Here is an 11,624-nt window from a genome sequence, read left to right as displayed (position 1 = left end):
TGCAGTACAAGTTTAGGTAAACGGGTTTTTCCGGTCCCGGAAGCGTATTTAAGCGAAGCGCTCATAACTGGGGTAGCACAAGAGTAAGAACAGAAATTCCCGTTAGGGCAGTTGGGCGAGCTGTTCTTCCAGGCTCGTCGGGTCGCGTAGCGGCCGCAGTTGGCCGGCCGCAATGCCCTCGGGCAAGGTAAAATCGTAGCGACCGAGCATGTTGATGTGCTCGTGCAGCAGGGGCGAGAGCCGGGCCACCTCGCCCGGCTCCGGCGGTTCGGCCACGGCCTGGTGTTGTTCCAGCGCCTGTTGCAGATAGCGGGTATTCCACAGCACCAGGGCGTTGACGACCAGCCCGAGGGCGCCCAGCTGGTCCTCCATGCCCTCGCGGTAGCGCTGGCGCAGTTCCCCCTTCTTGCCGTGAAACACGGCCCGGGCCACGGCATGGCGCCCCTCGCCCCGGTTGAGCTGCACCAAGATGCGCCGGCGGTAGGCCTCGTCCTGCACGTAAGCCAGCAGGTGGAGCGTTTTCTCGACCCGCCCGACTTCGGCCACGGCCCGCCCCAGCCCGGAGAGCGAGCCGGCCCGTTGCAAGGTGCGCATCACGGCCGTAGCCTTGACCTTGCCGAGTTTGAGCGAGCCGGCCAGCCGCAGCATGTCGTCCCAGTGCTCGGCGATGAGCCGGGCATTGGCTACGTGGCGGCTCAGCTCGTTGAGGGGCCCGTAGTCCGCTTCTTTTTCCAGGCGCCAGAACCGCTGGTCCGGCAGGTCGGCCAATCGGGGACTAAAGCGGTAGCCCAGCAGCGAGAACAGCCCAAACACGACGTCGCTGTAGCCGTGCGTATCGGCCATGATTTCCTTAGGGTCCAGGCTCGTTTGCTGTTCCAGCAGCCCGGCCAGGATGAAGAGCGAGTCGCGCAGGGTGCCGGGAATGATGATGCCGTGAAAGCCCGAGAACTGGTCGCTGGTGAAGTTGTAGTAGGTCACGCCGCGCTCCGAGCCAAAGTATTTGCGGTTCCAGCCCGCGTGAATTGTGCGGACGGGCACCACGAAGCGCATGCCATCGGCCGAGGCCACCTCCCCGCCGCCCCAGGCCTGGGCCAGGGGCAGCTGCGCCTGGGCGTCGACCAGCCGGGCGTTGGCCGCCGTCAGGGTTTCCACCCGCAGGTAGTTTTGCTGCACCCACGAGAGGTGCGGCAGCGTCAGGGCCGGCACCTCGGGCCGGGCCACGGTTTTCAGGCCGATGTTGCAGGCCTGCGCCAGCAGCACGGCACAGAGGCTGAGCGGCACGTCGGCGGCGGCCGGCTGGCCGTCGGCCACGTGGGTGAAGGCGCGCGCAAAGCCGGTGAAGGCATCTACCTCCAGCAGCAGGGCCGCCAGCTCGACGTGGGGCAGGCGCTGGGCCAGCTGGGCCCGCAGCGAACGCATGTGGTCCGACTCGCCTTGGGCCGTCAGCGCGCTCAGCGCGACGTAGGGCTGCCCGTCTTGCTCGAGTACCTGCAGGGCCGCGTTGTGCGGCAGGTTCGTGCTCACCTCCGTGTAGGCCGCCGCCAACTGCTGCTGCCAGCGGGTCAGTTCGACCTGCGGGTCGGTGGAGCGCTCCAAGGCCCGAGCCACGGAATCGCGAACCTGCTCCCAGGCCTCGCCGCGCAGCAGTTCGGCGCGCGGGTCGCCGTAGCGCTCGCTGCGGCGCACGAACACGTCGCGGCGGCGCAGCGCCTGGTGCAGGCGCTCCATCACGCACAGCGTGTAGGCGGGCGGATGGACCTGGCCTTTCGCGGGAAACACCCGCCGCGCCCAGCGGGGCGGCACCACCGTGCGCGGGGCCGCTTCCCACTTCGGGCAGCCCCGGCCGCCGGTTTCCTGGGTCTGCAGAAAGCACCAGGCATCGAGCAGGGGCTTGGCCGCGGGCGTGCCCTCGAATACCACGCCGCGCAGCAGCGCCGGCAGAAAGCGCCGCACCGTGGCGTAACGACTGCTTAGCGCCTCCACCAGCGGGTCCTCGTCACTGCGGACCAATTCCTGCACGGCATCCGCCGCTTCCCGTAGGGCATCCGGGCCGAAGCGTTTCAGCACGTGCTGGCGCAGGTCGGCGTCCGGCACGGCCTCGTCGAGCAGCAGGCGCACGGCCTGCTCCAGCACCAGGGCCGCCTGGTCCAAATCCTTGAGCGAGCGCAGGCGCTCGCGGCGGCGGGTCGTTTCCCCGCTCAAGGCCAGCGCGGCCATCAGCCCGTCAAACAGGTCGAGAATGTCGTCCGTGGCCGTGCGTTCGAGGGTTTGGGCGAACACGAGCAGCGTAGCCAGACGGCGCTCCTCGCTCATGCGCAGCAGGGTCTGGGCCCAAGCGGACTGGGCGTGCCGGGCCAGGCGCGCCAGCTGGGCTTCGGGCAAATCCTGCACGGGCACTTCGCTCACGCCCAGGGCCCGAATCTGGTCCAGGCGGCGCAGGGCGGCCACCAAAGCGGGTGCCGAAACCCGGGTGGGGGCCGTGCGCAGGACTTTCAGCGGGGTGAGGCGCTCGCCCGGCTCCACCTGCAGCAGCGCTTCCAAAGCCGCTTGTTGGGCCGGGCTAAGGCGGGCACGCAGCTGGCGGTAGAGGTGACGCCCCGTGCGCTCGCGGATCCGGGCAATCAGGCGGGCCAGCACCGTGACGCCGGGCAGCACCACGTGCTGGGCCACCAGGTGGGCAGTCGCCAAATCGAAGAGCACGCTCGGCCGCACGGTGCTGGTGGCCACCTGGGCGTAGAGCCAGCGGGTGAGCCGAAAGGCCTGCCGCCCGTCAAACGAGTGGTACTGCAGGTAGGCCTGAATCAGGGGCTGGTGCTCGTAGCCGGTATTGAGCCGGTCCCGGTAGGGTACCAGCTGCTCAGCAGCCAGGCCGAGCTGGCTGGCCAGGATCTGCACCACCACGGGGGGAACCTGCAGCGGGTCGACCAGAAAGGTGCCCAAAAAGCGCAGCGTCCCCAACTGCACGGCGCAGCCCAGGCGGGTATGGGGCAAGCGCCGCGCTGCCAGAAACTGCTTATCGGCCGCACTCAGGTAGAAGAACCGGGTGAGCTGCTCGGGGCTGGGGTCGGCGTGGTACCGACCGTAACGCGCGGCTTGCTCGTCACTGAGAAATTCAACGGGCATACGCGGCGCTTACGGGCTGGCCGGACTGCCGCCCATCGGGACGCCCAAATGCGCGAGGTAGCGGTAAATGGTGGCCCGGCCCACCCCGAGCAGCTGGCCAATTTCCGCTACGGTCTTGTCCTGCTGCAGATAAAGGGTCTTCGCGGCCTGGGCTTTCGACAAGGCCTCTTTGGAAAGCCCTTTCGGCCGGCCCCCCTGCCGGCCGCGGGCGCGGGCGGCCGTCAGTCCTGCTCGGGTCCGTTCGCGAAGAATGTCGCGCTCAAACTCGGCCAGCGAGGCAAATAGGTTAAACATGAGCCGGCCCTGGGCCGTGGTCGTGTCCAGGTGGTCCTGCAGGCTGACGAAGTGGATGCCCTTATCTTGAAAACCCGTCACTAGCGTGACCAGGTCTTTGAGCGAACGGCCCAGCCGGTCCAGCTTCCAGACCACGAGCGTGTCGCCCGGCCGCAGGCGGGTCAGCAGGTGTTGGAGCGCTGGCCGCTCCTTGACCGACGACACTTTTTCCTGGGCCACCTCGGCGCACCCATAGGCCTGCAAGGCATCGGTCTGCAGGTGCAGTTGCTGGTCGGGGGTACTGACGCGGGCGTAGCCGAAAATCATAGGCGGTATTCTCAGGAAGTCAACGAAGGCAAAGATAGCGAGCCGTTGATTCGTGAGAACAGCATATGAGACATTTTTACTAGCCTCAAGAACCGCTCAAACTAGCGAGGCCAATGGGCCGAAAAAACGCCCGTATTCTGAGACGCCCCGCCTGCGCAGTTTTCCGCTACCAATACTTTCTGTTCCTACTCTCATGCCACCCCTTATAGTTCGCACATGGCCATTAGTATGCGCACAAGGCAGGGTTGCTCGTGTGAGAACATACTGTCATTGTCAATGGCCATGCAAAAAATGGCCACTGGTAACATCAGCGATTAACCTTTGAACCAATGAACCAAACTTTTAGCCAAGGCCAAAGGCGAACGGGTGGGGGCCAGGTGCCGGGGCAGAACGGTAAAGGCATTTAGTGCAGCATCTACCCAAAACCAAGGGATGGATTCCTTGACCCGTGTGTTATGCGGTAGTTCGGATGGCCAAGGCTAGCTGTCCGGTGGCTTGCGGTGTCGCCTGAACGGGCGAAACAAAAAACCGGGCGCGGGCCACCTGCTGGGGCCTATGGCGTGGGCGGATGGAGGTGGGCAAGCAGCTGCTGGCGGGCAGATTCCAGCACGAGGGCACCGGCCTGCGTCGGGCTGGGCACCACCAAAGTATCGAGCGGCCGGTAGCCGGCAAGCTGCGCCGCGGGTGCCAGCAGCGGCTGCCCGCTCATGGCCCAGTCGGGGCAGCTGCGGGCGGCAATGGCCTTGTCGGCCAGCTTCACGAGGCCGTGGTGGCGGGGGTCGGCCAGAATCCGCTGGTAGAGGGCCTGAATGGTGTCGTATTCGCCTTCCAGCAGCTGTACGTACAGACGAGGACCATAGAGCAGCAGGCCGGTGATGCCGCGGCGCTCGTTGCGCGCGCGGGACTGGGCCAACAGGGCGTGCATGGCAGCCTCAGGCAGGGCCACCGTGGGGGTACTCAGGTAAATGATGTGGTGAAGTGACACGCGTACACCGTAAGGGCTACAACTCCGGACAACAACAGCGCCCTACTGGTGTGGGGACGACTCACCAACGGACTGCTCGCCCCGCGGGTTCCATACCCCATTCGCGCCAACTGACCGTCAGGACTGCAATGTACTGGTTTGAGTGCCACCCACGGGACCATCTGCGGCGGTGGCGAAGGGGGGCTGGCGGGTAAGCGGCTGCCAGTACCAGGCCAGAACATCGGACAGCTTTTCCGCGGTCAGGGGCTTTTGCACCACGCCGAGCAGGGGCAGCGGCGCCAGCCGCCGCAGGTCCTGGGCGTTGGTGGACGAGGTGACGATGACAAAGCGGGCGTTGGCTTGCCGGGCGGGAGGCAGCTGCTGGAAAGCTGCCAGCACACCATATCCGTTCATGTCGGGCATGTTGATGTCCAGCAGTATCAGCGCCGGATGGGTGGGGCTGAACTGGTCGGTGGTAGCCGTTAGCCAAGCCAGGGCTTCGGCGCCCGAGTGCACGGCCTCGACACGGTGGGCCGCCTGGTGGCGCAGCAGCAGCCGGTGGTGCAGAAAGTTGGCCGTGTCGTCATCGTCAACCAATAGCACAGCGGGGAGCGGTTCCATCAGCGAAAAGTGAAAAGCGGTGAGAAATAGGGATTGAGCGGCGGCATGCGGCACATTCAGGTTAATCAGTGGCCGAAATGCAGCTGCAGCACGGTGGCGAGCTTCTCCTCGGTCAGAGGCTTGCTAACCAGACCGGCAATGGGCAGGCTGTCGAGGCGGCCCAGGTCGTGGGAGTTCATGTTGAGGGTGTGCACCAGAATAACCAGCGCGCCTTGCACCGCGGCCGGGAGCTGGCGCACGGCGGCGGCGAAGCCCATGCCGTCCATGCCGGGCATGAGCAAATCCAGCAGCACGAGCACCCGGCCGGGCAGCGGCTGGGCGGCGGCTAGCTGCTGCAGCTGGCGCAGGGCGGCGGCCCCGTCGCTGGCCAACAGGTAGTGGTCGGCCAAGTCCAGGCGGCGCAGCAGCCGCTCGTTGAGGTGGTTGGTGGCGGGGTCATCGTCAATAAGCAGAACGGCGGAAAGCTTAGACATACGGGTCGGCCGGCAGCAGGGTTAATATTGAAAAAACTATTCATACACTCTCGGCGCTCAACGCCCCCTGGCCCCCTAGCCGGCTGGCCGGCAAAAGCAGGGGTGCTGAGCGCCGAGAGTAGGTGGCTTACGAAACCGCGGGCACCTCGGCCATATGGCGGGGCAGGTAGATGGTAAAGCACGTGCCCTCGCCCACCTCGCTGCGCACCCGGATGCTGCCGCCGGCGTTGTCCACGACTTTCTTGACGGAGTAGAGCCCAACGCCGGAGCCGGGCACCTGGGGGTGCAGGCGCTGGAACAAGCCAAACAGCCGGGCCTGCTGCTCGGCCGACACGCCCAGGCCGTTGTCGCACACTTCCAGCACCACGGCCGTGGCCTCGCAGCGGCAGGTGAGCTGCACCTGCAGGGGGCGGACCGGGTCGCGGTACTTGAGGGCGTTGCTGAGCAGGTTGTAGCAGATGCTGCGCAGGTGGCCGGGGGCAAACCACAGCCGCGGGCAGCCCGCCACGTCGAGCGTCAGGGCCGGCTGGGTTTCGGCCAGCAGCGGCTGCAGGTCGAGCTGCACGTCGGTGAGCAGGGCGGCCAGGTCCACGGTTTCGGCCGGCTGCTGCAACTCCGCGTCGTCGCGAATCACATCGGTCAGGTCGGCCAGCGTGCGCTGGAAGCGGTCCAGCGCGCCCTGCATCAGGCGCAGCAGCGGCGCTACCGCCTCCTCGCGCTGCACGGCGGGCGGCAGCTCCTCGCGCAAGGCCAGGAACAAGCCCTGCAGGTTGGCCAGCGGGGCGCCCAGGTCGTGCGAGGCGGTGTAGGTGAAGGCGTTCAGGTCGGCGTTGGTGCGAATCAGGCGCTGGTTGGCCAGCAGCAGCTCCTCGGCCAGGGTGGCGGTTTGGCGCTGGCTGATGGCCTGCTCCTGGCGGGCGCGCACCTGCTCGGTGACGTCGGTGCCGAACACGGTGACGCCCATGATTTGGTCGCCTTCGCGGTAAGCCTGGTAGGTGAAGGTGTAGAACCGGGGCGGGGCGGCGGGGTCGGTCAGGTCGGGCAGGCTCAGCTCCGCGTCGACGGCGGGCAGCCCCTCGGTGAAGGCCGCGGTGAGGCGCGTTCCGACGCCCAGCTGCACCAGCTCGGGCAGGGCTTCGGAGAAGGAGCGGCCCAGCAGCTCGCGCCCGGCAAAGGCGTGGTGAAAGGCCGGGTTGTGGTACTCGATGCGGTGGCCGGGCTCGCGCAGCAGCAAAATCAGGGCCGGGCTCTGCTCGAAGATGCGGTAAAACGCCTCGCGCTCCTGCACCTGGCGGTGGGCGGCGGCCAGGGCGGTGGCCTGATTGGCCAGGGCGGCGTTGGTGCGCTCCAGCACCTGGGCTTCGAGGCTTTCGTTGAGGGTTTGCAGGGCGCGGCGGGCCTCCACCTGCGCCGTCACGTCGTAGGCAAACACGAAGACGCCGGCCGTGAGGCCGTCGGCGTCGTGGCTGGGCTGGCACACCACGTCGAAGTAGCGGGCGCCCGCGGCGGTGCGGGTGGGCAGGGCGGTGCCGTGGTAGGGCACACCGGTGCGGAACACGCTGTGTAGGTGCGCCAGCAAGGGCGAGTTGGCCAGCTCGGGCAGGGCCTCGGCCACGGTGCGGCCCAGCAGCGGCGGGGTGCCGGGAAAGGCTTCGCGCAAGGCCGCGTTGGCCAGCTCCAGCACCAGGTCGGGCCCGTTGACGCGGGCCACCAGGGCCGGCACCTGCTCGAACACCGACAGCAGGCGGCGGCGCTGGCGCAGGGTATCGGCCAGGGCCAGCCGCTCGCGGGCCTGGCTTTCGCGCAGGGCCTGCTCCACGGCGCCGGGCTCGTAGTCGGACGTGTCGGTGAAGCTGACCACCAGCAGCGGACCGCAGCGGGTCGCCGCCAGGCGGTAGTAGTCGTCGAGCCCATCGGCCTGGTAATTGAGGTCGAGGCGGCCGGGCTCGCCCGACTCGTACACTTGGCGGTAGAAGTCGAAGGTGCCCGACGGGCCGGCGTGGGGGAAGCGCCCCAGCATGGTGCCGCCGGGCCGGGCCGGCAGGCCGAGCATGCGCTGGCCGGCCGGGTTGAGGTATTCGAGGGCGAAGTCGAACAGCGTGCCGCCTTCGGCGTAGAGCGGGCGCCAGAGCTGCACCGCCGCCAGCGAAACGTCCGTTACGTGGCGTAGCAGCTCGTCGGCGGGCAGGGAATGAAGCGACAACAGGGAATGCAAGGACATGGGCGCGGGGCCGGCAAGGCAATAGAAGCGAAAAAATAGCTGAAAGATGCGTTAGTCCTGCGGGGTATACAGAAAAGCCTGGGCCAGTACTGGCGGGAGCTGCTGGCCCAGAAACTGCTGGATTTGCGCGAGCAGGGCGGCGGGCATACCCGCCGCCCGGGGCAGCAGAAAGTTCAGGCGGCCGGCATCCACGTACCCGACGATGTAGGTGGTGGCTGCCCCCCCGTCCCCGGCAAAGCCCATGCTCCAGTCGGGAAACGCGCGCTGGGGTACGGGACCGTCGAAGGTGGTGGTGACGTGGGTGTGGCGGGGGTCGGCGAGGATGCGCTGGTAGAGCGCCTGCACGGCTGCTGGCTCGCCCTCCAGCACTTGCAGAAAGTGGCCTTCGGCGTAGAGCAGCAGCCCGGAAATGCGGGCGGCGTGGTTGTAGCGGCGGGCGGCGTGGAGCAGCTCGCGCAGCTGCTCGGGGGAAAACGGGCGAACGGCGGCGCTGCGGTAGATAATTTTGTGTAGGGAAACGGGCGGAAGCATTAAAGCCGGATGCGGGTCAAGGTTGTTGCGGATGCTACCACCGGCAAGGAGCCCATAGGGAGGAAATACCTGACCGGAAGGCAGTAGCTGTACGGGAGTGAAGGTACCGCCCGGCCTGAACACAACCTAGCACGTCCCGTAACTTTTGAAATGCAAGCCAGTTACGGTTCAGCTTATAAGACAGGACCGGCCGTTGAGCGGCTGGCTTGGCAGGGGGGCGTGTGCAGGAGCACACCTTACGGCTACGGCGGGGTGGGTGTTGCCGCCTGCGGCGGTTAAGTTGCCACGGGCAGGGCGCCGTGGCTACGCCGCCAGCAGCTCAGCCTCGTAAGTAGCAGTGCCAGTAGCCGTTGTCGAGCCGGTACACGTTGAGCCGCTGCACCAGACCGGTGCGCGGGTGGCGGGGTCGTCGTCAACCAACCGCACGGCGGGAATTGGGGGCATCTGACGCAGCGTACGCCCAGCGGGCCGGGGCAGCGGGACTAGCGCGGAAGATAAACCCGGAAGGTAGAGCCTTGCCCGAGCTGGCTCTCTACCTCGATGTGGCCGCCCGCGTTTTCCAGGACGCGCTTGACCATGTAGAGGCCCACGCCGGTGCCCTCGACGTGCGTATGCAGGCGCTGAAACATGGCGAAGAGCTTTTCCTGGCCCTGCGCCAAGTCCAGCCCCAGGCCGTTGTCCTGCACCTCCAGCACGGCGGCGGCGTCGGTGAGCCAGCTGCGCAGCTGCACCGCGGGCCGGCGGTCGGGGTGGCGGTACTTGAAGGCGTTGCTGAGCAGGTTGTAGACCACCGAGCGCAGGTTCTTTTCGGCAAACGTCACGGTCAGGCCTTCGGGAATGGTCACCATCAGCTGGCCCTGGGTTTCCAGCAGCAGCGGCGCCAGGTCGAGGCGCATGGCCTCCACCACGGGGGCCAGGGCCACGGCGTCGGCGTCGGGACTGTGCTCTTTTTGCAGGCGGCTCAGGTCGGTGAGGTGGGCAATGGTGCGGCGGAAGCGCTCGGTGGCGTCCTGCATCATCGTCAGCATCAGCGGCACGTCGCCGGTGCGGCCGGCCGCCGGCAGCTCGTGCTCCAGGGCCAGCAGCAGCCCCTCAATGTTGCTAATCGGGGCCCGCAAATCGTGGCTGGCCGTGTAAATGAAGTTGTCCAGGTCCACGTTGGTGCGCATCAGCTGTTGGTTGCTTGCGTGCAGTTCCTCGTTGGTGGCCGTCAGCTCCTCGTTCAGCGCCTGCACCTGCTGGCGGGCCAGCACCTGGTCGGTGGTTTCGGTCCACATCACCACAATGGCCGACGGCTGCGGCTGGTCGTCGTCGAAGAGGGGCTTGAAGATGACGTTGTAGTAGCCCTCGCTGGGCTGGCCGGTGTGGGCGCGGGCCAGCTTGATGAGCACCTCGCGCAGCACCACGGCCTCGCCCGTGGCCAGAATGCCCGTCAGCAGTTCCTCGAAGCCCTGGCCGGCCGCGCCGGGAATGGCCTCGAAGTGGGGGCGGCCCAGCACGTCGGCCATGTCCACGCCCCAGATGTACGCGGCCTGGGCGTTGGCCTGCTCGATGAGAAACTGCGGGCCGCGCAGCACCACCAGGGCCATGGGGGCCTGCGCGAACAGGGTTTGCAGCGCGCGGGTGCGCGCCTGCACGCGGGCTTCCAGCTCGGCGTTGAGCTGCTCGACCTGCTGGCGGGCCAGCACCTGCTCGGTGACGTCAACGGCCGACGTCATTACGCCCGTGCGCTGCCCCTGGCCGTCGTAGCTCGGCTGATAGGTGATGTTGAAGTACCCCTGGTACGGCTGCCCGGCCCGGCGCAGGGAAACGAACTGCTCCTGCAGGTAATGGGGCTCCCCCGTGCGCCAGACGGCGCCGAGTATGGCCTCGAAACCCTGGCCGGCCAGCTCGGGCAGGGCCGTAAAGTGCGCCTGCCCCGCTACCTGCGCCAGCGGCCGGTCCCAGAACTGCGCCATGCGCGCGTTGGCAAACTCGATGACGTGCGCGGGGCCTTGCAGCAGGCTGATGGCCACGGGCGCTTGCTCAAACACCGCGTACAGCCTCTCCTGCTGGGCTTCGGCGGTGGCCCGGGCGGCCTGCTCGCGGGCCTGGCTCGCGCGCAAGGCCTCTTCGGCGGGGCTGCGCCCCTCGTCCTGGGTGTCGGTGAAGAGGGCCAGCAGTCCGTCGCCGAGGCGCTGGGCCGTGACGCGGAAGTAGGCATCAAAGCCATCGGCCTGGTAGTAGAACTGGAACTGCCCCGCTTCCTGGCCCAGCCAGCTGCGGCGGTGAAACGCCCACGCGCCATTCGCGTCGGTGGTGGGAAACTGCTGGCGGTAGGTGGTGGCGGGCTGGGCGGGCAGCCGGGTCATGCGCTGGGCGGCGGGGTTGAGGTAGGCCAGCGTCAGGTCCGTGAGCGTGCCCGTGGCATCGAGTACGGGGGTGTAGTAGATGACCCCCAGCGGCAGCAACTCCAGCAGGGTGGCGAGCAGGGCGGGGTCTGCCGGCAGGCCTGCGGGCAGCGTAATCGTAGTATCTGCCATACAAGTTCGGGTACCGGTAGGCTACGAAGGTAGCGGGTTTCCGTTAGTGGTTCACGCTTGGCCAGCCGCCCTCCTGGTGAGTTTTGGGCAACCCGCTCGTACTGGGCGGGACGCGTCGGAGGGCAAGACGCGGAAAGTTGGCCCGGGCCGTGTTTCACGGCAAGAAGGGGGAACTGCGCCAGCGCTACCGCGAGGGCATGGAGGACCAGCTGGGCGCCCTCGGGCTGGTCGTCAACGCCCTGGTGCTGTGGAATACCCGCTATCTGCAACAGGCGCTGGAACAACACCAGGCCGTGGCCGAACCGCCGGAGCCGGGCGAGGTGGCCCGGCTCTCGCCCTTGCTGCACGAGCACATCAACATGCTCGGTCGCTACGATTTTACCTTGCCCGAGGGCATTGCGGCCGGCCAACTGCGGCCGCTACGCGACCCGACGAGCCTGGAAGAACAGCTCGCCCAACTGCCCTAACGGGAATTTCTGTTCTTACTCTTGTGCTACCCCAGTTATGAGCGCTTCGCTTAAATACGCTTCCGGGACCGGAAAAACCCGTTTACCTAAACTTGTACTGCA

General features: G+C 67.1%; 9 protein-coding genes and 1 pseudogene. 1 reads left to right on the top strand and 9 read right to left on the bottom strand.

Going from position 1 to position 11,624, the window contains the following annotated elements:
* Positions 1-102 precede the first annotated feature (102 nt).
* From BUB62_RS18595 to BUB62_RS18560, 9 genes are all read right to left on the bottom strand, one after another.
* Complete coding sequence (locus BUB62_RS18595) at positions 103-3,123, bottom strand: Tn3 family transposase (protein ID WP_073112807.1); 3,021 nt, start codon at positions 3,121-3,123, stop codon at positions 103-105.
* A 9-nt stretch (positions 3,124-3,132) separates the two neighbouring features.
* Complete coding sequence (locus tag BUB62_RS18590; protein ID WP_073112805.1) at positions 3,133-3,723, bottom strand: recombinase family protein; 591 nt, start codon at positions 3,721-3,723, stop codon at positions 3,133-3,135.
* A gap of 553 nt (positions 3,724-4,276) precedes the next feature.
* A complete protein-coding gene (locus tag BUB62_RS18585) occupies positions 4,277-4,708 on the bottom strand; it encodes a BLUF domain-containing protein (protein ID WP_073112803.1) in 432 nt (143 codons plus the stop codon).
* Between the two features lie 117 nt (positions 4,709-4,825).
* A complete protein-coding gene (locus BUB62_RS18580; RefSeq protein ID WP_073112801.1) occupies positions 4,826-5,308 on the bottom strand; it encodes a response regulator in 483 nt (160 codons plus the stop codon).
* A gap of 65 nt (positions 5,309-5,373) precedes the next feature.
* Positions 5,374-5,781 carry a response regulator gene (locus BUB62_RS18575; RefSeq protein WP_073112799.1) on the bottom strand — a complete coding sequence of 136 codons (408 nt, stop codon included), beginning with the start codon at positions 5,779-5,781 and terminating at the stop codon, positions 5,374-5,376.
* 127 nt (positions 5,782-5,908) lie between these two features.
* Complete coding sequence (locus tag BUB62_RS18570; RefSeq protein WP_159437495.1) at positions 5,909-7,984, bottom strand: PAS domain-containing protein; 2,076 nt, start codon at positions 7,982-7,984, stop codon at positions 5,909-5,911.
* Between the two features lie 69 nt (positions 7,985-8,053).
* Entirely contained in the window at positions 8,054-8,533 is a 480-nt protein-coding gene (locus BUB62_RS18565; RefSeq protein WP_073112795.1) for a BLUF domain-containing protein, read from the bottom strand.
* A 303-nt stretch (positions 8,534-8,836) separates the two neighbouring features.
* A complete protein-coding gene (locus tag BUB62_RS19395) occupies positions 8,837-8,977 on the bottom strand; it encodes a hypothetical protein (RefSeq protein WP_159437494.1) in 141 nt (46 codons plus the stop codon).
* A 38-nt stretch (positions 8,978-9,015) separates the two neighbouring features.
* The gene (locus BUB62_RS18560) at positions 9,016-11,055 is read right to left on the bottom strand and encodes a PAS domain-containing sensor histidine kinase (protein ID WP_073112793.1); all 2,040 of its coding nucleotides are present in this window, start codon (positions 11,053-11,055) and stop codon (positions 9,016-9,018) included.
* A 128-nt stretch (positions 11,056-11,183) separates the two neighbouring features.
* On the opposite strand from BUB62_RS18560, the pseudogene BUB62_RS18555 reads away from it, so the two are divergent.
* Positions 11,184-11,522 (top strand): annotated as a pseudogene (locus BUB62_RS18555) (Tn3 family transposase); the annotation flags it as partial.
* Between the last annotated feature and the right edge of the window lie 102 nt (positions 11,523-11,624).

The sequence above is a fragment of the Hymenobacter daecheongensis DSM 21074 genome (assembly GCF_900141805.1).
GTDB lineage: Bacteria > Bacteroidota > Bacteroidia > Cytophagales > Hymenobacteraceae > Hymenobacter > Hymenobacter daecheongensis.
This window is presented reverse-complemented; position numbering and strand designations above follow the sequence as displayed.

Bases quoted from the DNA above. Each gene is read 5' to 3' on its own strand.
- BUB62_RS18565 (WP_073112795.1), bottom strand. From the start codon at position 8,533: ATGCTTCCGCCCGTTTCCCTACACAAAATTATCTACCGCAGCGCCGCC.
- BUB62_RS18560 (WP_073112793.1), bottom strand. From the start codon at position 11,055: ATGGCAGATACTACGATTACGCTGCCCGCAGGCCTGCCGGCAGACCCC.
- BUB62_RS18575 (WP_073112799.1), bottom strand. From the start codon at position 5,781: ATGTCTAAGCTTTCCGCCGTTCTGCTTATTGACGATGACCCCGCCACC.
- BUB62_RS18590 (WP_073112805.1), bottom strand. From the start codon at position 3,723: ATGATTTTCGGCTACGCCCGCGTCAGTACCCCCGACCAGCAACTGCAC.
- BUB62_RS19395 (WP_159437494.1), bottom strand. From the start codon at position 8,977: ATGCCCCCAATTCCCGCCGTGCGGTTGGTTGACGACGACCCCGCCACC.
- BUB62_RS18595 (WP_073112807.1), bottom strand. From the start codon at position 3,123: ATGCCCGTTGAATTTCTCAGTGACGAGCAAGCCGCGCGTTACGGTCGG.
- BUB62_RS18580 (WP_073112801.1), bottom strand. From the start codon at position 5,308: ATGGAACCGCTCCCCGCTGTGCTATTGGTTGACGATGACGACACGGCC.